At 48.9% G+C, this 22,236-nt stretch carries 21 protein-coding genes and 1 tRNA gene; 10 read left to right on the plus strand and 12 right to left on the minus strand.

Going from position 1 to position 22,236, the window contains the following annotated elements:
* Nucleotides 1-80 precede the first annotated feature (80 nt).
* The gene (locus tag EIH22_RS03565) at nucleotides 81-347 is read left to right on the plus strand and encodes a GlsB/YeaQ/YmgE family stress response membrane protein (protein WP_124054416.1); all 267 of its coding nucleotides are present in this window, start codon (nucleotides 81-83) and stop codon (nucleotides 345-347) included.
* 90 nt (nucleotides 348-437) lie between these two features.
* Here EIH22_RS03565 and EIH22_RS03570 read toward each other — a convergent pair whose 3' ends face one another.
* The 3 genes from EIH22_RS03570 to EIH22_RS03580 form a co-directional block, all read right to left on the minus strand.
* Nucleotides 438-1,103, minus strand: coding sequence for a nitroreductase family protein (locus EIH22_RS03570; protein ID WP_235001755.1), 666 nt, complete (start codon nucleotides 1,101-1,103; stop codon nucleotides 438-440).
* 460 nt (nucleotides 1,104-1,563) lie between these two features.
* A complete protein-coding gene (locus EIH22_RS03575; RefSeq protein WP_124054418.1) occupies nucleotides 1,564-3,966 on the minus strand; it encodes an HAD-IC family P-type ATPase in 2,403 nt (800 codons plus the stop codon).
* Nucleotides 3,967-4,086: 120 nt separating this feature from the next.
* Entirely contained in the window at nucleotides 4,087-4,815 is a 729-nt protein-coding gene (locus tag EIH22_RS03580) for a helix-turn-helix domain-containing protein (RefSeq protein ID WP_124054419.1), read from the minus strand.
* Between the two features lie 458 nt (nucleotides 4,816-5,273).
* On the opposite strand from EIH22_RS03580, the gene moaA reads away from it, so the two are divergent.
* Nucleotides 5,274-6,311: a GTP 3',8-cyclase MoaA gene (gene moaA / locus EIH22_RS03585; protein WP_235001756.1), complete on the plus strand. Its 1,038-nt coding sequence runs from the start codon at nucleotides 5,274-5,276 to the stop codon at nucleotides 6,309-6,311.
* A gap of 30 nt (nucleotides 6,312-6,341) precedes the next feature.
* Here moaA and EIH22_RS03590 read toward each other — a convergent pair whose 3' ends face one another.
* Entirely contained in the window at nucleotides 6,342-6,770 is a 429-nt protein-coding gene (locus EIH22_RS03590; RefSeq protein ID WP_200829159.1) for a molybdenum cofactor biosynthesis protein MoaE, read from the minus strand.
* A 73-nt stretch (nucleotides 6,771-6,843) separates the two neighbouring features.
* Between EIH22_RS03590 and moaC the strand changes: the two genes are divergently transcribed.
* Both moaC and EIH22_RS03600 read left to right on the plus strand, forming a co-directional pair.
* Entirely contained in the window at nucleotides 6,844-7,350 is a 507-nt protein-coding gene (gene moaC / locus EIH22_RS03595) for a cyclic pyranopterin monophosphate synthase MoaC (protein WP_456061854.1), read from the plus strand.
* Nucleotides 7,344-8,648 carry a molybdopterin molybdotransferase MoeA gene (locus EIH22_RS03600; protein ID WP_124054422.1) on the plus strand — a complete coding sequence of 435 codons (1,305 nt, stop codon included), beginning with the start codon at nucleotides 7,344-7,346 and terminating at the stop codon, nucleotides 8,646-8,648. The genes moaC and EIH22_RS03600 overlap by 7 nt, the downstream gene beginning before the upstream one ends.
* On the opposite strand, the gene EIH22_RS03605 is transcribed toward EIH22_RS03600, so the two are convergent.
* Nucleotides 8,617-9,117, minus strand: a complete 501-nt coding sequence (locus tag EIH22_RS03605) for a MogA/MoaB family molybdenum cofactor biosynthesis protein (protein ID WP_124054423.1) — start codon at nucleotides 9,115-9,117, stop codon at nucleotides 8,617-8,619. The genes EIH22_RS03600 and EIH22_RS03605 overlap by 32 nt on opposite strands.
* 154 nt (nucleotides 9,118-9,271) lie before the next feature.
* Here EIH22_RS03605 and modA point away from each other — a divergent pair, with 154 nt between their 5' ends.
* Nucleotides 9,272-10,066 (plus strand): molybdate ABC transporter substrate-binding protein, encoded by a 795-nt coding sequence (modA, locus tag EIH22_RS03610; RefSeq protein ID WP_235001757.1) that lies wholly within the window; start codon nucleotides 9,272-9,274, stop codon nucleotides 10,064-10,066.
* A 59-nt stretch (nucleotides 10,067-10,125) separates the two neighbouring features.
* Entirely contained in the window at nucleotides 10,126-12,075 is a 1,950-nt protein-coding gene (locus EIH22_RS03615) for an ABC transporter permease (protein ID WP_124054424.1), read from the plus strand.
* On the opposite strand, the gene EIH22_RS03620 is transcribed toward EIH22_RS03615, so the two are convergent.
* The 5 genes from EIH22_RS03620 to EIH22_RS03640 form a co-directional block, all read right to left on the minus strand.
* A complete protein-coding gene (locus tag EIH22_RS03620; protein ID WP_124054425.1) occupies nucleotides 12,059-12,844 on the minus strand; it encodes a HesA/MoeB/ThiF family protein in 786 nt (261 codons plus the stop codon). The two genes, EIH22_RS03615 and EIH22_RS03620, sit on opposite strands and share 17 nt — an antisense overlap.
* Nucleotides 12,845-12,848: 4 nt before the next feature.
* The gene (locus EIH22_RS03625) at nucleotides 12,849-13,115 is read right to left on the minus strand and encodes a MoaD/ThiS family protein (RefSeq protein ID WP_124054426.1); all 267 of its coding nucleotides are present in this window, start codon (nucleotides 13,113-13,115) and stop codon (nucleotides 12,849-12,851) included.
* A gap of 155 nt (nucleotides 13,116-13,270) precedes the next feature.
* Nucleotides 13,271-14,071, minus strand: a complete 801-nt coding sequence (locus EIH22_RS03630) for an Abi family protein (protein ID WP_124054427.1) — start codon at nucleotides 14,069-14,071, stop codon at nucleotides 13,271-13,273.
* A gap of 294 nt (nucleotides 14,072-14,365) precedes the next feature.
* Nucleotides 14,366-14,451 (minus strand) — tRNA-Ser (locus EIH22_RS03635).
* A gap of 34 nt (nucleotides 14,452-14,485) precedes the next feature.
* Nucleotides 14,486-14,977 carry a nucleoside deaminase gene (locus tag EIH22_RS03640; protein ID WP_235001758.1) on the minus strand — a complete coding sequence of 164 codons (492 nt, stop codon included), beginning with the start codon at nucleotides 14,975-14,977 and terminating at the stop codon, nucleotides 14,486-14,488.
* Between the two features lie 50 nt (nucleotides 14,978-15,027).
* On the opposite strand from EIH22_RS03640, the gene upp reads away from it, so the two are divergent.
* From upp to EIH22_RS03655, 3 genes are all read left to right on the plus strand, one after another.
* Entirely contained in the window at nucleotides 15,028-15,666 is a 639-nt protein-coding gene (gene upp / locus EIH22_RS03645; RefSeq protein ID WP_124054428.1) for a uracil phosphoribosyltransferase, read from the plus strand.
* A 78-nt stretch (nucleotides 15,667-15,744) separates the two neighbouring features.
* Nucleotides 15,745-16,602, plus strand: coding sequence for a DUF5926 family protein (locus EIH22_RS03650; protein WP_124054429.1), 858 nt, complete (start codon nucleotides 15,745-15,747; stop codon nucleotides 16,600-16,602).
* A gap of 166 nt (nucleotides 16,603-16,768) precedes the next feature.
* On the plus strand, nucleotides 16,769-17,551 hold the full coding sequence (locus tag EIH22_RS03655; RefSeq protein ID WP_124054430.1) for a glycosyltransferase family 2 protein: 783 nt from the start codon (nucleotides 16,769-16,771) through the stop codon (nucleotides 17,549-17,551).
* Here the strand turns inward: EIH22_RS03655 and EIH22_RS03660 are convergent.
* Entirely contained in the window at nucleotides 17,548-19,773 is a 2,226-nt protein-coding gene (locus EIH22_RS03660; RefSeq protein WP_124054431.1) for a DUF2339 domain-containing protein, read from the minus strand. The two genes, EIH22_RS03655 and EIH22_RS03660, sit on opposite strands and share 4 nt — an antisense overlap.
* A 246-nt stretch (nucleotides 19,774-20,019) precedes the next feature.
* Here EIH22_RS03660 and pheA point away from each other — a divergent pair, with 246 nt between their 5' ends.
* Complete coding sequence (gene pheA / locus EIH22_RS03665) at nucleotides 20,020-20,991, plus strand: prephenate dehydratase (protein ID WP_124054432.1); 972 nt, start codon at nucleotides 20,020-20,022, stop codon at nucleotides 20,989-20,991.
* Between the two features lie 6 nt (nucleotides 20,992-20,997).
* Here the strand turns inward: pheA and EIH22_RS03670 are convergent, their stop codons facing one another.
* A complete protein-coding gene (locus EIH22_RS03670) occupies nucleotides 20,998-22,212 on the minus strand; it encodes a diacylglycerol/lipid kinase family protein (RefSeq protein WP_124054433.1) in 1,215 nt (404 codons plus the stop codon).
* Nucleotides 22,213-22,236 lie beyond the last annotated feature (24 nt).

A 22,236-nucleotide genomic window follows, 5' to 3' on the forward strand; every position in this document is an offset into this window, starting at 1 on the left:
ACAACTGCGAAGGGCAATGCTAGAGAAAGTCTCTAGCCCACGCACCCCTCGGGATGTGCGGAAAATGAAGGAAGAATAACATGGTAGCAAACATTATTGGCACTCTTATCTTTGGACTTGTTATTGGCGCTCTTGCACGGCTTTTCATGAAGGGTAACCAAAACATTTCCATTCTATGGACCATGCTTCTTGGTGCAGTAGGCGTAGTTGTTGCAAACCTTGTTCTACAACTTTTCAACTACTCGGCAGACACACCCGGAATCGACTGGATCCGCTGGATTGTATCGACAATCTTTGCGGTTGTTGCAATTTCGATCTACTTGGGAGCTCGTGGCTCAAAGAAGTAATTTGAACCATTTAGCCAACCTTATTGCGGGGGGGGGTGAAAGGATTATTCCTTTCACCCCCCCCGCACTTGAAATACGATCGATTATTGGTTAATTGTTTTTCGGCTCAACCAACGGTATAGACGGATGCTCTGCGCGATAGGTATTTATTTGAGCCGAAGTATCTTCATACCCCATGGCCAAGCCTGTTATTAGTGCATAATCTTCGGGAACCTCAAACTCTGCATCGGCCGGATGACGCCACGTTGCTAAATTACCCAACGGCACGGTGGCAAGCCCATGGTATGTGGCCGACAACATTAAATGCGCGAGCATAATGCCAGCATCTTGAGCTGTGAATGGAAGTAAGCCACGATGTACGAACACCAGAATAATCACTGGCGCTCCAAAGAATTCGTAGTTATCACGTTGCTGTGCAAGGCGGGCAACGTCATCACCACGCATAATATTCAAATGCCCGTAAAAAGTCTTACCATTTGCAATAGCTCTGCCACGTAACTGTTCCGGATATTTCTTCCAAGTTTCGAAATCACCGTCAGGAAATACCGAATCGCCTTGTGACCCTTTTACGCCAGATTCCTTTACAAATTTTTCCCAGGCATCAATATACCGCTCGCTGAGTCGATGGAGACGATCTCCCGTAGCAACGCCTAACATGTAACCACGTGTATTACTCCACGACGCACAATGCCGAGCCTCATCTAGCACCTGTGCAATCACTTCTTCTGGTACAGGCTTATCCAAATACGCTCGCACAGAATGTCTTGCTGTAATCAATTCTTGAAATTCCAAATTTCTTCCCTTCTGACATACAGTATTCTATCGAAGATCTAGAAATGTATCCCTTGGATCACAGAAAAATAAAGCAATAAGTGAAGCTCTCTACATAAAAGGAAGAGGGGCAACCATCCACGCAATTGGTTGCCCCTCTTCCAGGGGGAGGCGATCGTTTTGCCTTGGGGCACTACTTCCAAAACAATGACCGCCAGTTCTCACTTTGCACTCATACACGCAACGGCAGGAGACGAACCCTCGGAGTAGGAATTCCTTTCCCGTGCCGTTGATACAAGTATTAATGGGCAACCTAGGATTACCCACAAGTCTTTCTGAAAATTCGCTGGGAATATATGGTTCCCAACAAATCCGTCATATTTTTTGCTGAGAATCCGCCACAAATCACACAAATATGACTTGTAACACTTTTTAGAAACCGCTTCTAATTGATTTCAACTTCTCGTTGCGTCACAAATCTCCATAACACTTCAATCGAGATTGCGCCGATTACGCCGATTCCTACTGCTATCAACATCATTTGGAGGTTAGAGGAATCCAAAAGAAATAATCGTTGTGTAAATTTCCATGTAAAGATAACACCATAAGCAACAAGTGGAAGGAAAACCAGTAGGGACTTCCACCAATTCCAGGGACGCGCGATCAAAGCAACAACCCAGCTTGATGGAATAATAAGAGCAGCTAGTGCAGCCGTTGATTCTTGAACATGATCCGGCGATACTTGCCCACCTGAGACTACTAAATAGGTAACAAAAGAACTGATAGCCACAATAATTCCGGCTGGCACGGCGAACCAAAGCACCCTCCGAACAAATCCGTCGCGGGCTCTTTGATTATTGGGCGGAAGCGCCAAAATAAATGCCGGAATACCGATCGTAAACCATCCCGTAATCGTTACATGGATCGGCTGGAAAGGAAACGGCACCGCCGCAATAATTACCAGGATCGCAATCAGCGCGGAATATATAGTTTTAGTTAGGAATAGATTAGCAACACGTTCTATATTCCCAATGACGCGTCTGCCTTCACCAACGACGTATGGTAACGTCGCAAATCTATTATCCAGTAGCACTATCTTTGCAACAGCACGAGCAGCAGCAGAACCTTCCCCCATGGCAACACCAATATCAGCATCTTTAAGAGCTAAAACATCATTAACACCATCACCAGTCATTGCGACAGTGTGCCCATTATGCTGCAATGCCCGAACCATCGCTTGCTTTTGGTCGGGACGCACTCTTCCAAAAACTTCACCTTCCTCAATTCTCTGAGAAAAAGAATCGCTGTCGGTAAGAGTCCGGGCATCTACTGGATCACCAACGTCAACCCCTAGACGTCGCGTCACAGCAGCAACCGATTTAGCGTTGTCCCCTGAGATAATCTTCAGTTCAACACCCTGCTCGTGGAAAAAGGCGAGGGTGTCAGGAACGTCAGTACGCAGTTTTTGATCAAATAATACCAACCCAATTGGGACTACTTTGTTTGGAATTTCAGCCACATCGGCAGATTCCCAAGAGAAATCACTACCACTGTTCTTTAAACGTCCTACAAGCAATACTCGGATACCTTTATTTTCAAAGGACTCTGCTTGGTCTCTCACAATGCCAGCCGGATCCAATACATCTGGAGCCCCAAAAGCAAAGCTAGATCGGACGCCGTCTTCCTCAAAAGAAATTCCCGCCCATTTATCTGCAGAACTAAATGGCTTGCGTCCAACTACAACCCACTTCATGGCAGGCTCATCGAATGCCTTTTGCAAAGCCAAAGCTGTGGCGTTTGGATCAGGATCAGCCCATGCCATTTGTGCCAAAATAGATTCAGCTAAGACTTGGGAACTGCCCTGCTGTGCTTCCCCACCGACTTGAAGAAGTTGTGAAAATTCTAAAGCATTCTCCGTGAGTGTTCCCGTCTTATCTGCACACACAACATCGACGCGAGCTAACCCTTCAATCGCAGGTAGCTCTTGTACCAAACACTGACGTTTTCCTAATCGAATTACTCCGAGTGCAAATGCCGTCGAAGTGATAAGCACTAACCCTTCGGGAACCATAGGAACAAGCGCACCAGTAATAGAAAGGATAACTTGACGCCAGTTATTTGAACCATGATGTCCGAGTTGCGCAATTACTGTTAACATGCCAACGGGTATCAATATCCACGTAATATATTTGAGGATTACGTCTATACCAGCTTGGAGTTGGGACTTTTTCAAAGTAAATTTCGACGCTTGAGCCGCTATTTGCGCGGCATAAGAATCAGCGCCCACCTTAGTTACACGATATTTTCCCGTACCAACGACGACGAACGTACCCGAATATACAATATCTCCAGTATTTTTAACCACCGGATCGGATTCGCCCGTCAACATCGATTCGTCCACGGCAAGGTAATCATCTGCAACAACCTCACCATCAACAATGATTTGGCATCCAGCTTTGATAACGATTACATCGTCAACCACTAGTTCATCTTGATGGATCTCTTGCTCTTCTCCATCTCTTATGACGACTGGACGTTCCTCACCAATTAAACTGAGCGACTCAAGAGTACGTTTGGCTCGAAATTCTTGAACAATCCCAATCAGGGAATTAACTATGATTAATAGACCAAAAGCACTGTTAATCCAAGAACCTGTTACGATCACCATCAGAAAAAGAACGCCAAGAATAGCATTAATTCGAGTAAAAACATTACTTCGGATAATGTCTGAAACAGTCTTTCCCGTTTTTGGAGGTCGTTTATTAACATCACCCCGCTTAATACGAGCGTTAACATCCGCATAGGAAAGACCAATTAACCCAACAGCCTGTTCGTTATGCGATTCCATAAAAGGTGTTTGTGATGCCAAGATGTACCTGCTCTCTCTTAGCCCATGGTACTGATTCTTACATAGAGCTTATCGAGTTCAGGCACATCAGAAAACTAGGTCTATAGAATTCGCTACAGATCACTGCGCTTCTTCAGCATCTCGTAGCGAGAATTCACAAACACCCGGACGGAACATCGGAGAAAGGGAAAGCTGCTTGCGGCCACCAGAAACTACTGACGTAAAACGCTCAAGCTGCCCACGATGCATTTCGCACATTATTGGATCAATACCACCATCAACATCAACAAATGGGCACGCGCGCATCTGAACAGTGGCTTCTGTATGTGGTTTCAATACAGCATCATGCCCAGCAACCGAGGCAAGCAGGCGAATGATACTTAGTAACTTTTTATCATCAACCTTTGAAACGTCCAAGAACTCAATTCCAATATCTTCAAGAAATGCGACCGTATGGGGACGAAGCTCTTCAGCCCAGTCTTTCCCCATATCATATGCTTTCATTTCTGGATCATCAGCATATTCACGCAACATCTCACACATGCCACGAACAAACTTTGTCAGATATGCATCTGTTACAACATCAGTTTCAGGGGCAGTCGTATAGTATGCCCAAGCCGGACGCCCTCGTCCACTAGTTTCAATCTTGCTACGCTCCACTAAACCTGCAGCCGTGAGAGCGTCAATGCTTTCGCGAACCGAGTTCTGATGCAAACCTTGAAGCTCTGCGATTTCCGCAATAGATAGTGGCTCAAGGAAAGTAGACAAATACTTCAACATTGCCTGGTGGGCGGGTGAAAGGTTCGCAATGGCGTTATAAAGGACGCCTGATCCTTTTGGTGGGGACACTCTCATAATTTACTGCCATTTCTATACAATCAGACAAACCTTACAAAATGAACATACCAAACTATTCGCAGGTTATTAACTTTTGAAAGGTCGGTTTCGGTACTTTTAAAAACCGATATTTCACATTCCTTCCGTGGCAGATTAACCAAAAATTCATAAATATACAAAATCACAATAAAATACCTGCATATTACACCCATAGCACGACCGACACTCATAATGATGCAGGAGAAAGTTATTTAAAAACATACTTAATAACCTTCGGTTTTTATTTACAAAAAGAAAGACTCACATAATTCATTCTCTTGAGTTATTTATAAATATGTTGGGTATGCCCACTTTCAAATCAAAACGTGATCAATACTGTAGATTTAAATTATGTTCCCCTCCAAATCCTCGCTAGGCTAATGTGCATTGATAAAAATAATCAAGGTACAATATCGCGGAAAGGAATTAGCGTGAGCGGTACTGTCTCGTCACCCGTCTACGAACTCCGCGATAACTGGGGTCGAGTAGCTCGCGATTTACGTGTTTCTTTAACTGATCGATGTAATTTACGTTGCTCTTACTGCATGCCTCCCGAAGGGCTCGATTGGTTGCCCACCGAGGAAACTCTGACTACCGAAGAAGTCCAACGACTCCTTGCCATTGCTGTGAATATGCTCGGGATTGAAAAGATCCGCTTCACCGGAGGCGAGCCTCTCCTGCGAAAGTCACTCCAAGAAATTGTTGCTTTCGCCCATTCGCTTCGAACCAGTGTAGGTACTTCACCCAATCTTGCGCTCACAACCAATGCCTTGGGTCTTGACAAACAAGCTCAGAAACTGGCAGAAGCAGGATTAAACCGGGTCAATATTTCACTAGATTCTATTCAACCTAAAACTTACGCTCACATTTCCCATCGAGATCGTTTGAAGGACGTATTTCAAGGAATCGACGCTGCTCAAAAAGCTGGTCTGACCCCGATCAAAATTAATGCGGTTGCACTCCGTGGAGCGAACGAAAACGGTTTAAATGCTCTGCTTCGTTTTTCACTTCAGCGAGGTTTGCAACTCCGAATTATCGAGCAAATGCCACTTGGTCCGCGCGAGACGTGGTCTCGTTCAAACATGGTGCCTGAACAGGAAATTTTGGAGATTTTTAGCGAGCAGTTCACACTCACAACGGCATCTTATGATCCTCATTCACCAGCCCGTTTGTGGAATGTAGCGGAAGGTGAAGATCACCCCGCCGGTCAAGTTGGTATTATCGCCTCGGTGACACGGCCATTCTGCACCACCTGCGACCGCACCCGACTCACTGCGGATGGTCAGATGCGGACCTGCTTATTCGGAAATGCAGAAACCGATCTCCGCTCACTGCTTCGCTCAGGCGCTTCCGACGAAGAAATTGCACGTGTTTGGCAGGAAGGTATGGCACTTAAAAAACCAGGTCACGGAATTGATGACCCATCCTTTGTCCAACCAGAACGTTACATGTCTGAAATTGGTGGTTAGCCTACCCCTATAGGTAATAGCCATTCAGAATCAGGCAGATCCCACCCATTCATCGGTTCCATCCGTAAATACTTGGCGCTTCCATACCGGGAGCTTTTCCTTGATCAAATCAACTAATTCCACAATTGTTTTAAACGATTCCCTTCGATGAGGGCTCGAAACAGCCGCAACCATCGCTAGGTCACCAATACCTAAAACCCCAACACGGTGATATAGCGCAACCGAGACTTCCGGATGTCTAGCCGCTATCTCGTTAGCAACCTCCGCAATAACAACATCGGCACTTGGGTGGCAACTGTATTCGATCCCTGTCACTCCGCGACCGTCGTCGTGATTGCGCACCTTACCTTCAAATACTACGCTGGCACCCGCTGCGTCGTCGTCCACCAAAGCAGCAATCGCCGCGGTATCCAATGCGGTTTCGGAAATCCCGGTTCCTCGAACCTGTGAAGTCGCCATCATCATCCACTCCTTGAATCTGCGAAGTTCTTCAAAAACCTCAAAACACACTAGCATGGATTACGGAGGATTCATGAACGATATTAAATTTACACACCTAGATTCATCAGGCAAAGTATGGATGGTTGACGTTACCGCCAAACAACCAACTGTGCGTCACGCGCGTGCCCAAGCAAAGGTCACATGTTCGCCGCAGGTAATGGAAGCCCTGCGCACTGGCACAGTTCCAAAGGGCGACGTCCTTGCCGTAGCTCGGGTAGCAGGTATTGCTGCCGCAAAGAAGGTTCCAGATCTTCTTCCACTTGCACACACTATCGGTGTTCACGGAGCCGAAGTGGACGTAATTTTGAACGAAGACCACGTCCTGATTAAAACCCTGGTTCGTACCGCTGATCGCACCGGCGTAGAAATGGAAGCTCTGACTGCTGCTAACATTGCTGCGCTTACCGTCGTAGACATGGTGAAGGGTGTGGATCGATCAGCTGCGATCACTGACTGCCTGATCACCCACAAATCGGGCGGACGATCCGGCAATTGGATTCGCCCAGGATTCGAAGAGGAGCTCGAAGAAAAATGTTGATAACCCCCGAAGAATACGAAGCGCTTATTTTTAATAATCTTCAGCCGAAGCTAACAGAAACCATTCGCGTTCCGTTTCACAAAAGTTCAGGTTATACTCTTGCATCTGACGTACATGCTGAATTGAACGTTCCCTCATTCACTAATTCGGCAATGGATGGTTTTGCTGTGCGGACCGCAGATTTTTACGGAGAAGCACCCTATCATTTTCGGGTAATTACCGATATCGCAGCAGGATATTCCGTAAATTCAAGCGATAACCAGAATGCCGACGATGCCCAAGGTACCGATACTGGAACGCTGGGCATAGCGGCGCGTATTATGACCGGCGCACCCGTGCCAAGCTGGGCAGACGCCGTCATCAAGGTTGAGGACACCAACGCTCCTCACGGCGCCTCTAGGATGCCAGACACCGTCAAGATCAACATTCTCCCAAAGGTTGGGCAAAATATCCGACGTGCCGGAGAGGATGTTCATGTTGGCGACGTTGTTTTACGAGCTGGTCACACATTGAATGCTTATGCGCTTTCAACACTTGTTTCCACCGGTCACGGAAGCGTTGAGGTACGTCAAAAACCGCGCGTCGCTGTGATTTCCACGGGATCGGAACTTGTTGACGCAGGCGAAGCACTTGGTGAAGGTCAGATCCCTGATTCAAATTCTGTGTTGATCAGCCACCTTGCCCAAGAGGCCGGTGCTGAGGTTGTGGGAATTTTCCGAGCATGTGATACCGCCGAAAACTTCGGAGCTACCCTGATCAAAGCAGCCGCGGTAGCGGATATAGTTATTACCTCTGGCGGAGTGTCGATGGGCGCGTACGATCCGGTAAAAGAATTTGGACTGGCAAACGGTTTCACTTTCCAAAAGGTTGCAATGCAACCAGGCAAGCCACAAGGTCACGGACTAGTTTCCGACGGCGAACACAAAACTTGCGTTCTGTGCCTACCAGGAAACCCTGTTTCGGTAGCGGTATCGTTCTTCCTTTTTGTGAGCCCGGTACTGGATGCAATGCTTGGAAAGACCAAGGTTTCAAGAGCCGTACCAGTTAAAGTTAAAGCCGGTGCAGACTGGAAGTCAGCGAGCGGCCGACGTCAGTACCTGCCAGGTCGCTTAACGTCAAACGGCAGTGAACTTCAGATCACACCGATCCATTCCCTGGGATCAGGTTCCCACTTGGTAGCTTCTCTAGCCCAAGCGAACGCCCTCGCCGTCGTCGACGACGAGACCGTATTCGTAACCAGGGGAGATATGGTTAGTGTCTACCAGATCAGTGATCTTCTCCGTGCATCTGAGAGATAGTGTGCTCAAGCATCGGGATGAGGACGTTTAGAGCATCTTTAACACCGTTCGGTGATCCTGGTGCGTTGACCACTAACACGCGGTGCAGGCCGGTAACCAACACTCCTGCGCGTCCACGTGAAAGAGCGGCGCCATGAATTCCACGCTTCCACCCTTCATAACGAATGGCTTCTGCGATTCCAGGAATATCAAAGCGAAGCAGGGTGTCCATCGCGCGTGCAGTGAAATCCTGTGGGGCAATGCCTGTTCCGCCTGTCGTAAACACAAAGTCAACTTCATGAATAGCTGCGGTTTGGACTTCTTCAGCGATCGCTCGAACGTCGTCACGGGTAATACCGGTGTACTGAACTTCAACACCGGCTTCAGAGAGAAGCTTCACTGCCAAAGGCCCTGATAGATCTTCGCGCTGACCCGCGGCAGAGCGATCCGAGATGGTGATGACAGCCGCTGTAATTTTCCTACCGTTCATTACTTCCTCTTTACTGTTCCTTGATGAAATCCTTAGCAGTATCGTAGCTCAGCGCGAGTCACATTCCTAATACACCAAAGGGTGTTCACATTATGGATGATTAGTAATTACACTGGTAAATAAGTCTATTCAAACAATTCAAGGAGATTTTTCCGTGACCTTTTCACGTTTTACAAAGAAGCGCATTATTAAACCCACAATAGCTCTTGCAATCGGAGCATCACTCCTAGCAGCTTGTGGAGCTGGTGAAACAGATGCTAAACCCGACGGAAATAAGGAAGCAAAGACTGAAATCACGGTATTCGCAGCAGCTTCATTGAATGCCGCATTCCCAGACATCGTAGATAATGTACTCCATAAAGAAAATCCAAACATTGACGTTAAGTTCTCTTTTGATGGATCATCAAACCTTGCTGAGCAAATTAAGAACGGAGCTCCAGCCAGTGTTTTTGCATCGGCAGATGAAAACAACATGCACAAGGTGGATAACTTCGTGATTGAGCCAAAGAAGTTCACCTCCAACACCCTACGTCTCATTGTTCCTGCCGGTAACCCTGCACGCATTACCGGTTTGAAAGACCTTGAGGGAAAGAAATTCGTGATGTGCGCGAGCCAAGTTCCGTGCGGAAAAGCAACCAAGAAACTCGAAGAACAACTTGGTATCAAGCTCAATCCTGTATCAGAAGAACAGAACGTCACGGGAGTGCGCACCAAGGTTGAATCCGGGGAAGCCGACGCCGGGATGGTTTACTTCACCGACGCTAAACTTTCAGGAAAGAAAGTTGAAGTGATTGATGTACCGGGCACCGATAAGGTTCGCAATTTCTATATGATTGCAGAGATTAAGAAGAGCCAGAATTCCGAAGCTGCCAAAGCATTTATCAAAGCTGTTAATTCACCTGAAGGCAAGAAAATTCTGGAAAAGTATGGCTTCACGGAGATCAAATAGTATGTTCTCCAATCCACGTTGCAATTCTTTAAGAGGTTCCTAGGAAAGAGCGAACGCTTATGCGATTTCTTCCCCGCTGGTTGTGGATTCCCGCAACAGTTGCAACGGTATTCCTCGGATTACCGCTGTTGGCGGTCGCGTTGCGTTTGCCTTGGAGCAATATTCCTCAAATCCTTTCGACGCCGGCCGCCACAGAAGCAATTCAACTTTCGGTCTTCACCTGCCTCATTTCAACAGCATTAAGCGTGCTGCTTGGCGTTCCACTGGCGCTAATTTTTGGACGCTACGGAGAGCAGGGAAGATTGCCGGCGTGGTTAGCAACGGTACGGGCCGTTGTGACTGTTCCTCTGGTGATGCCACCGGTGGTTGCCGGTATCGCACTGCTCACGGCTTTCGGTCGTTCAGGTATACTCGGACCCAGCCTCAGTGCATTCGGGGTTACCGTTCCATTCACCACTGTAGCGGTTATCTTTGCTCAAACCTTCGTTTCGATGCCGTTTCTCATCATCACCGTTGAGACTGCCGTTAAGACGCTCGGCTGCGACTTTGAACGAGCAGCAAGCCACCTAGGCGCAAGTAGATGGAGACAGTTTTCGCGGATTACCATTCCACTCCTTACACCTTCGCTTCTGTCAGGAGCTGCTCTTGCTGCTGCGCGAAGCCTCGGGGAATTTGGTGCAACCATCACTTTCGCCGGTTCGATGCAAGGCACCACTCGAACACTCCCCCTCGAGGTCTACCTTCAACGCGAAGTAGATACGGATACCGCCTTGGCTCTTTCCATGGTGCTAATTGTATTTGCCTTGATATTAACCCTACTCACAACTCTGATTGAGACATATAACGCCAAACGATTTGCGCCACAAAGCACGATTCTAAATTCCCCTCACGATCGCGTGGACACCTCATCTAAACTACTTCCTCGGCATCCCTACCATTCCGACGCCGGAACCGGATACACACCGTGGTCCATTCGTGCCCTAGTTCCATCACGCGGAGTTGATATCCGGTTAAAGTCTAAGACCAGCGAAGTTATCGCTTTGATCGGTCCTAACGGTGCAGGAAAATCGACGACGGCACAGTACTTAGCAGGAGACCTTCTGCGAGCTCCGAACCGCTCTGGAAAATCTGACAGTGCTGAAAGGTCCGACAATTTCCCAAAGCGAATTTCTTTCCTCCATCAGAAGCCTGCACTCTTCCCACATATGACGGTTTTAGAAAATGTGGCGTTCGGTCCACGTTGCCAGGGCTTAGCGTCGTCAAAAGCTCTAGAAATCGCTCGCCACGAGTTAGCCGCAGTAAGCATGGAAGAATTTGCCAAACGTCCACCACATCAGCTTTCCGGTGGTCAAGCCCAGCGGGTTGCGCTTGCTCGGGCACTCGCAGTAAACCCTCAGCTCCTGGTACTCGATGAGCCATTTTCTGGTCTTGATCATCGTGCTCAATCCGGTTTGCGATCAATCATCCAAGAACGCACCCGGCGTGGACTCGGCGTCGTACTCATTACTCACGAGCTATTGGACGTTATTTCTTTGGCAGATCGAGTAGCTGTGCTTGAAGACGGACACCTAAAAGCAACCGGCACTGTTTCTGAAATCCTCGACAACCCTCCTACCAGCTTTGTTGCCGATTTCTTAGGCGTAAATATGTTGGTGGGGATTTTTGACGACGCCGGAGTGCGGCTCACATCTGGGCTCCACGTTGCTGGAATCTTGAGTGAAGAAACCAAGCTAATTGACGGTGACTCCGCAGCTGCCATTTGCGAACCCGCAGCGGTCGCTCTTCGAAAAACAACTTCTGAAGGCTCTCCACGAAACGCCTGGCAGGGCCATGTCTCTCAGATCCAATCCCAACACACAAACTTTGTGGTCACGGTAGAAATTGCTCCGCAAACCTACATCAAATCGCTGATCACGGCGTCGGCAATGACTCAACTTGCGCTGAGCATCGGCGACGCCGTGATTGCGGAAGTGAAAGCAACCCAGGTGAAGATTACGGCGCGGGGCTGATTGGAATATCAACGTCCGTAGCATTGAGCAAATCAATAAATTTGATTCTGCCTACCAGCGGAGTTCCAATCCCTGTGATTACTTTGATTGCTTCGATAGCCTCAATCACACCTGTTTGACCAGGTAGTGCACCCAGCAGACCAATATCAACCGAGCTTGGAATCGCATCGGAAGGTGCTTCGGCTGGGAAAACGTCACGCAAAGTGATTCCGTTCGGTGCTGGCATCCCGTGCTCGACTGCGCGCTCACCTGCCCAAAAGACAGATATTTGAGCCTGCCAACACTGAACCGAAGCCCAGATCATTGGTTTCTGCGCCCGCGCCGCTGCATCAGAGATAACAAAGCGAACTTTTTGATTGTCGGTTCCTTCGACGACGAGGTCGTAATCAGCAAGGATCTCGTCCACGTTCGAATCATCGAGACGTAATTGGTAGGTGTTAATCGTCAGATCTGGATCAAGTTCCAAAAGTCGACGCTTTGCACTCTCTACCTTAGGTTCTCCGATCGCAGCGTTGGAATGGATCACCTGGCGTTGAAGATTCGAAAGAGAGACGACGTCGTCGTCCACAATACCGATGGTGCCGATACCTGCGGCGGCAAGGTAAAGGAGCGCGGGCGAACCCAAACCACCCGCTCCGACCATCAAAACACGTGCGTTACACAGGCGGCGCTGGCCCTCTTCTCCGAGCTCAGTAAGAACAAGGTGACGAGCGAAACGTTCCTTTTGACTTGGCGAAAGCTCAGGCCCTACATCTACAAGCGGCTTCATCTACTCATCCCCCTGCGAAAGGTGGGAGCACATCAACCGAGGCTTCGCCGTCGGGAATTTGGGCATCCACGTTGGCCCGTGCACCGTTGAGCAAAAACGAGCTGAAGCCAAGAATCCGCGCCAAGTCCGCCCCATTGGGCATAGGTTTGTGTTTATCGTTAATCGCTTCGATTAGGTTCGCAATCGTGGAGTTTTCAGGAAGTTCGTAGTGTTCTTCAGAAACCCCTGCGGCTGCAGCTGCACTGGCAAAATACCTGAGCTTGATGTTCATCTTTTCCTATCAAGAATCGAAACTATTAATTTAGATGGTCACGGTTTTAATGAGCCGTTTATCGTGTCCCGTTTCGGACACGTCGAGCCTACCAAAATGACCGAGAAGAACGTACTTGGGGAGTTTGCTAGACAGAGTATTATTTTTGTGAGCAACTACTTCATTGAAGGCTCTAAAATTCCCTTTTCAAACGTCCTATTCTCTGAAAGAAGTTCCACTACGGACTCAAACCACGAGGATCCATATCCCATTCTTTTCATCCAACGACCGGTCACAATTATGGCCGCATAGCTACCTGGATGTGAGAACTTCGGTGCACCTTTCTTCTCCTTTGGCAATACTTTAAAAGCAATATCGAATGACCTATTCCACAATTGTGAATGGTGAGCGCATCGATTCCTTAGAGCCGAGAAGGCATGAAGCGAATCAGAAAAACCCGTCGTTGCAATGTTGAGAGAGCTAGCCGCTGCACTTATAACTTCTTTTTCTTTCAAATACGTAGAGGTTTTTGCTAACGTACCAAATGTCATTGTTTCGATCGCTACCCAAATAGGAATCCGACTCAAATCATCGCCGACTTTGTATCGATTTATCGTTGGAAGCATTGACCTTTTAAGATCACGTTCAATTTTTTGGATCAATCCATCCACCTTACCCGGAACATTTAGATAATATTCAGGATTCAAGTAAAATGCTTTCTCTCCCAAAACTCTACCTGCCTGATGAGAAAAAGCAGTCCTAGCCCTAAGTTCAATAATCGTCAACGCTTCCAGAAGCTTCACACGTAGTCGAGCATCAAGCTCAATTAATTCGGCAAGCTCATTCAAAGTCGTACCTTGGACGAACTCGTTTTCACCGTGACGCGGATCGACCTGAAATTCCCTGAAATATCCGCTAAATCTATAATAGGCGGTCTTTTCAAGAAAGCACTCAAGTTCAGAAGCGCTTTCTAGCACTTTTTACAATAAGACCTCGTTGAATTAATAAATCTGCTAGCTCTGGGATAGATTTGAAATTCTTTTGTTGCATGGGAATTCCTAAAACATTGGCCCACCGCATTTTAGGTTAACCAAAAGGTCATAGCCTTGGGTGGGCGCTGATGGCACCCCAGTATACACAGCATAAAACCCTAGTAGTAAGATTTGGCAATAATTTCACTCACACAATTATATTGAATTCTAAAATACACATCCCAACAAAAACCAAAAACGCTGGTAAGCACATTTCGTTGCTTACCAGCGTTTTAGTAGCGGTGACGGTGGGATTTGAACCCACGGTAGCTATTAACTACACAGCATTTCGAGTGCTGCACCTTCGGCCGCTCGGACACGTCACCTCGGCTTGTAATCCTAGCCGGATTTCACCAAAATCTACAACTCAGCTATAGGCGGTGCTACCGACTTCACACGAACTTCGTGCACGAACCAGTCAATAAGTTGCTTACGTGTCTGCGCCTCGCACACGCCACCTACAACTTCAACCGTATGCGAAAGCCTTGCATCACGAAGTACATCGCGTACACTCCCCGCGGCACCTGCTTTCTCATCCCACGCCCCAAAAACCACACGTGAGATTCGTGAATTAATGATCGCTCCGGCACACATCGTGCAGGGTTCCAAAGTCACTACCAAGGAGCATCCGCTCAGATTCCACGTGCCCATCACCTTCGCAGCTTCACGAAGAGCATTAACTTCGGCGTGACCTACCGGATCGTCGTCAACCTCGCGTGTGTTGAAACCTTCGCCGATAATCTCCCCGTTTTTACCGACGACGACGGCGCCCACGGGCACGTCACCAGCACAGCCAGCATGTTCCGCAAGCTCTATCGCTCGTTCCATGAGTTTGGATTCATTTTCAAACATGTGTCTATGGTATTACCCGAGAACACCTCAAACACGGTACATTTGGAAGTATGAAACTTCAGGTTATCGATCACCCTCTTGTCACCCATAAACTAACCGTTTTACGCGATGAAAATACACCGTCCCCGGTTTTTCGGCAGCTCGTTGAAGAGCTCATTATGTTGCTCGCTTACGAATCAACTCGCAACGTCGCAATCACACCAAAGGCTATCAACACGCCTGTAGCACCAATGACGGCTGCGAAACTTTCGAAGCCACGCCCGATCGTCGTTCCGATTCTTCGTGCGGGTCTTGGCATGCTTGAGGGAATGACTCGCCTCATGCCAACAGCAGAGGTCGGCTTCCTTGGGCTGAAGCGTGACGAAGAAACACTCGAGGCAATCACCTACGCTAACCGCCTACCTGATGACCTAACCGATCGTCAATGCTTCGTTCTTGATCCGATGCTCGCTACCGGTCACACGCTTATCGCAGCTATCGACTACCTCCTTGAGCGCGGAGCAAAGGACGTGACCGCAATTTGCATTCTTGCAGCTCCTGAAGGCCTCAAGACACTCGAAGACCATATCGGCGATCGTGGCGATGTCAAGATCATCGTTGCCGCCGTCGACGAAAAACTCAACGAAAAGGGATTCATCGTTCCTGGTCTTGGCGACGCTGGCGACCGTCTCTACGGTGTCGTTGACTAGTCCAGTCAACTGCTCCATCTAGGGAGCTAAATTTTCTAACGACCACTTCCATTCCTAACTTAAAACGGAGATATCTATATGGGTAAGAAGAGCCGTCGCGCAAAAGAAAACAAGCCAAAGCGTGCCCGCGTGCAGTTTGTTGAGCGCCCATTCGAAGGACTACCTTTCGAAGCTGAGCTCGTAGCTATGAGTGAAATCATCCCTGCCGCTACACTCCCCGTTCGTACCACCGAAGAGCACGGCGCTGAAGAAATCCTACTGGTGACGATGTTGCCACAGATGGTTGGCGCTATTCGTCGCGCAGACGGAAAGCTACTCGTTGCAGCACAGACGGTAATGAGCTCTGGTGATGCCTCAACGGACATCGCAGATCGTATTCTGTGGGGTATTGAACTTGAGAACGGCGAAACCTTTAATCAGACCGAGCAGCCAGAACCAGGCTCACGCCTCCAAGATATTCTAGATTTAAGTTTCGAATCGAAGCTGACTCTTGAAGAAGACTTCGGTTTTTGGATCGACGAAGAAGAAGCGGCAAAGCCCGATGTTGCACAGGCAATTAGCCAGACCAAGGACCAGATCATCCCGACCGCTCAGGTTGAGGGTGTTGAAGGCGCTTACTGGACTCGTATGCAGCGCGAATTCGTTCGCTGGGTACGAACCGAGGACGAGGATGCTATCCTAAATGCCCTCGCACGCCTCCAGACTCGTCGAGAACTTTCCTTCGATGACGCTCGCTTCGTTGGCGCATTCCGCGCACTTGGTCTATTGATCCCTGTATTCGAGCTCGAACCGGGCACCGAGGCTGACGAACTCGCGAAGCCAATGGCTGAGTTCAACAAGGTACTCACTGCTGAAATCGAGTCCACCCAACCTCTTACTCCGGAAGAACGGCGTGCAAAAGCTGGAATTGTTTCACGTCAGGTAACCCTGCGCTAAGTTCGGCTTCGTCGACTATCTGACTCAGGAAGTGGGTTTTTCAAGGGTGTTTCAAGCACCTTGAAAAACCCACTTTTTCGTTGACGATCTGTGACCTTGCATTCTCAGTACGCGAAACTTTGCAAATATTCGGGAAAGTCTTTACAAAATCCGTATAATTTGAACCGTGAACGTACAAGAGAACCAACGCGTAGCCGTAGTCATCCCAGCTAAAGATGAGTCCGATCGAATCGGTGCCACGATTCGAGCCGCTTGGGCTCTCCCACGTGTGGACTTGGTGATCGTCGTCGACGATGGTTCCGAAGACGATACGCAGAAAGTCGCTCGCGCAGCAGGCGCGACCGTTGTACGCCATTCACACAATCGTGGCAAGGCATCCGCTATGGGAACCGGTGCGTCCGTAGCCGGTATGCGCGATGCCGAAGGTGTACCACCACGTGCACTACTGTTCCTTGATGCTGACTTAGGTGACTCCGCAGCAGAATGTGCACCGCTTATCACCCCGATTCTCGAAGGTAATGTGGACTGCACAATCGCCTATCTTCCGCCACAGGCAGGTGCAGGTGGTCATGGATTCGTAACCGGACTCGGACGAAAAGCAATCGAAAAGCTCACAGGATGGTCTCCACAGCAACCACTTTCCGGTCAACGATGTATCACTCGCGAAGCCTTCGACTCGGTCCAGCCGCTTGCAACCGGTTGGGGCGTAGAAGTTGGCATGACGATCGATCTACTAACCTCAGGTTTCACTGTTCAAGAAGTTCCGTGCAAGCTCAAGCATCGCGCGACAGCCAATGACCTTTCCGGCCAGATTCACCGCGCAATGCAGTACAAGGACGTGCTCCTTGCCGTCAACAGCCGGCGTCTTCGCCGCATTGGGGTAAATAAGTCTGAGCGGAATGCTGAATCAAGCGCACCAGGCGAGCCATATAACGCATATCGTCGCTAATTGTCGCTAATTTGCCTAGCGTTAATCTTAGCCGCTCCAAACCACAGCGGAAGCCCATATAAAACACCCATCATCGGTAGTACTAGACCAGAATCGTTGACCACTAGACCAACAAACACTAGCACCACCATGCCGATCAGAGCGATAACAATATCTGGTGGGAATACTTTGGGTGCAGGAACTGCTCCAGTATGCTCACGCGTGAGATCCAAGATCTTGGAGCGCTTCTTAACAGCGATCCAGATTCCCATTGCAACGATCGGCAGCACGATGAGCCAAACAGCCAATGGCACAGATGTAATTAGCCAGTCGAACTTACGCGAAATTACAGAAAGCACATTGCCGGTCACGATAGAATCAAAGAATCTTCCTAGGTGAGACCAGTCTTCTTCGGGACGGTTCCAGTCGAGATAGGAAATTCCGATCATTCCACCAACTCCGAGCACGATGATAAGGAAAAGGTGAACGAACCCTAGCCTCTGTTCTGCGTGGAGGAATAATACTGCCACAAACGCCATAAGAAGCGCTGGTGGACCGCCGAAATCTGCTCCGATGCTCGGGGACCCATCAATGATGACGGCGAACACCGCGAATAGGAAAATCGTCGCGTACCTCAGGTGGATAGGAGCAGACTTCTTCCTCAGCAGATTAAGGACCACACCGAGCGCAAATAACGTAGACGTCGCAAACACTACGAATGGGGCATTACTGATTCCATAGAAACGTCCACCAGACTGTGGCTGGTCACCCATGATCGAAGAAAAATGCAACGAGGATCCTAACGCAGCGTCGAGTGAAAGAACTAGCATCGTTAAAGTGGCAATAAACAGCGCTCCCGCCAGATGATTGAAAATCGTCAATCGGGAAGCAACCCCCGCTAGTGCCATAGCCACAAGAAAAACACACCCAAGAAGTGCAAAGTTCGCATAGGGAAGCTGCCACCACGGAATCAAGTTGAGTAAAAACGTAGAAACAGGAAGAGCCGCAGCAAAGAATAAGGCGAATACAGTTAGAGAGTTCCAGCGACGTCGTCGGTATTCCACAAACGCTACAACTAGTGCCGAAAGCGCAAACAGCGCGAAGATAATATAAAACGGTCCCACAGCTGGACGAGCAGAAACTGCTCGTTGTTCAACGTCGGTTAGATATGTAATTCGTTCTTGCGCGGATCGCTCATCAAGCGAAAACCACATCGGACTACCCGTGATTCCCTTTCCATAGGGGATATTCAACAGCTTTTCAAGGGTAGGGAGAAGATCCGTGAGCTGCACAATTCCTAGCTGGCGAGTTGACCCGGTATTAGCGAGCGCACCAACATCGCTCTCTTTCGTTGCCGCTGTTCGAACTGCAAAATACTGCATGCGCGCGGTCAACTGATCGGAATCCGCAACGGAAGCCAACACCACGGTAGTATTCGGATCGAGTTGAGATAGGATCTCACCCAGGCGCGCGTCAATACCTTTTACCTGGTTAATTAAATCTTCAGGCGCTTTTGGAGCCGGCATAAACGCTGCTTTAAATTCGGAGCCTGCGAGCGCTCCTTCTTTCTGCCCGAGTGGCCAATTTGGATGACGCGCCGCACCTAGATCAACGACGGTCATATCGTGGTTTTTTACTATCGAACCAATATTTGACAGGTCGGAAAAATATTCACCTGGAATCGATCCACTTTCGTCCGCAACCGCTAGTGCCGCCCCAGAACCAACAGCAGCGACTTTCTTTTTTGCCTCATACAACTGCCTTCCAAGCAATCCCAGCTGAGGTTTATATGCATTGGAGGCATTCGCATCGTTAAAAGTTTGCCAGTTCGCAATCCTTGTTCCTCCATTGGAAGCAATAACTGCTGGCATCTGTGCACATGAACCACCTGGTCCATCTGGCGAGGCAGTTCTAAGACCGGTGTTGATCATCAACCACCCCGCATCGGGGCACGTTGTTGTATCAAGTGTTCGAACGACGAGGTTCGCGCTTGCCGCCTCCTGAGCGAAAGCAGCTAGGTGCGGAGTTGTTTGTGGATCGACGTGATTCCATTGAACTCCCGAAAAGCCGATCACAACCACGGGATTCGTCCAAGGCTTATCCTCTGGTGCGGATGGATGAAAATTACGAATCTCTGGGCTCGGCCGCAAGAGCGAAGTCAATAATATCGCGCACATACCCAAGGCAATCACAATCACCACAAAGGAAGGTGACTTGCGGATGTTCGAAATAAATTGGCTCACGTGCGGATAACTCTTCTTTACTTTCTGGAACTGCAGTGTCTGCATGGAACAACACCATCTTAAAGTAAGTAACCCGTAAATTTGTGTAGCGCATGAAAACACGAGATCCAACGCTGATTAAACCACTAATGAAAATCAGGCTCCAGAATCCAGAATACCTACCAAAGACCATCAAAACTCGGAACATCCAGAAAAGCATAGGCTAAAGCGGTTAGGATCATCGATGATGACGATTAAGGAGGCCCAATGACAATTGATAATGCACAGTCCGCCCAGGAGCAACTTCGATTTTCCTTTCTCGGGCCCCGTGGCACCTTCTGCCAACAGGCACTGAACACAATCGCTTCCGAAGATGAAGCCATACATATTCCAGCTATCGATGCACCTCGTGCTATCAAAATGGTGAGGGATAGGAAAGCTGATTTCGCCGTCGTCCCTATTGAAAACTCGGTCGAGGGTGGCATCAATGCTACTCTCGACTCGCTGGCCAAGAGCTCAGACCTTATCATCACTGCAGAAGTCCTAGTCAAAATTTCCTTTGTGCTAGCGGTCCGACCAGGCACTAAAATGGAACAAATCCACAGGCTGTCCACCCACCACGCCGCCTGGACACAGTGCCGTAACTGGTTGATGGAAAACCTTCCCAACGTTATCCATCTCCCTGCCACTTCTACAGCCGCGGGAGCGGAGGGCCTCACCAAACCTTATGACGACGCCGGATACGAAGCCACACTAGTATCTCCTCTAGCCGCAGAACAGTATGGTTTAGAGGTTCTGAGGAGCGACGTTGCTGATAATCCCGATGCCGTGACGCGATTCGTTATGATCGGGGCAGCTGGCGTAGTTCCAGAACGAACCGGCGCTGATAAGACGACGCTGATGGTGCAACTTCCTGCCGAAGAATCGGGTGCCTTACTCGCCATGTTGGAACAGTTCGCGGCGCGCGGAGTGAACTTGACGCGCATTGAGTCGCGACCACTCGGTGATTCCTTGGGACGCTACACCTTTTCGATCGACGCCGAAGGCCATATTTTCGATGAACGCATCCAGTCAACATTAATTGCGTTGCACCGCGTGAGCCCGCGGGTAACATTCTTAGGATCGTATCCATCAGCAGATAAAATTGCGATCAAATTGGAGGCAGGAACTGCTGATTCTGATTTCACTGCTGCCCGTGCCTGGGTTAATAGCCTGGTTAAAAGGTCGAACGGAAACTAGATAGATTCAGCTTCTAACGCGAATCTGAAGAGCTCCCCGCAAAACTTCCACATCAAAATGCTGGACACAACCGATTACATCGCCGTCGAGCTGAAGTTGTTGAGGCTCTTCCAACTCAATATGACATTCGCGGAAGCGGCGCGTTGAAATCTCTCCAGCCACAATGTTTTGGCTGATGACGTCACGCGGTTGAAAGCCAACTCCCTTGAGCACAACGCGCCGAACCAAGTCCAGCCAACCGAGAATCCCGCCGCGTACATCAAGAACTGCCAGGTCGAGCCACTGGTCGGCCGGATCTGTTGACGGATCTAGCACGATACCACCAGTGAGCTCGCCGCAGTTGAGAAACATGATTGAACGTGCTTCCACATCCGCGAAGCGTTCACCCGATGAGACTCTAAGCTTTGCTTTGAGTTTCGGAGCAAATAGGTTTGGACCGGCTGCCTGCACGTACGCTAACCAACCAATTTTCTTTTTAAGGTTTGAATTTGTGGAATCCATGATGTCGGCATCAAACCCAACTCCACCCATCACCATAAACGTATGTGATCCTCTAGCGATTTCTTGCCCCGAACCAACTCCACACCCCTCAGATTCATGGGAAGCGCCAGTTTCGGTTGCATCGTTTCCTGCGCTAGGTTCCTGGACATCAATCCGTCCAACATCGAATTTCTTGTCTACGCCCATAATTGCGATCTGAGCCAAATCTTTGATTGACCCCAAGGGAAGGTCTAGGTTCCTTGCTAGTAAATTCCCTGTTCCCACCGGAATAAGCCCCATCGGGGTCGAAGTTCCAGCCACCGCTTGGGCCACAAGCCGCACGGTTCCATCTCCACCGGCAGCAATAACGACGCAAGCTCGCATTTCTAAGGCACGTTTGGCTTGGCCCTCGCCCGGATCGTCTTCCGTCGTCTTAATCCACACTGGTTCAGGCAATCTAGCTGCTTGAGCAGCTTTCATTAGTTCTTTACGAATCAACTTCCAATCGGCGGTCTTACTAGGGTTATAGATGACGCACGGCGGTCCATCGAGAACTGGTATGTCGTCGTCTTCATAGGAAAGGACTGCATGTGAATTGCTTGAATAAACAAATTTCCGTTGCTTAACCTGTATAAATAAAAGGACACAACCAAGGCAAACCGCGATAAACGCAAGGACTAACGCGACGATGGAAACAGTTAATGCAGCATTCATAGTCACAACAGTACGTGACTGAAGCATTCGACGCAGTGTAATTGTGAACAA

Origin of the sequence: Arcanobacterium ihumii (genome assembly GCF_900604515.1) — a bacterium.
In the GTDB taxonomy this organism is placed as follows: domain Bacteria; phylum Actinomycetota; class Actinomycetes; order Actinomycetales; family Actinomycetaceae; genus Arcanobacterium_A; species Arcanobacterium_A ihumii.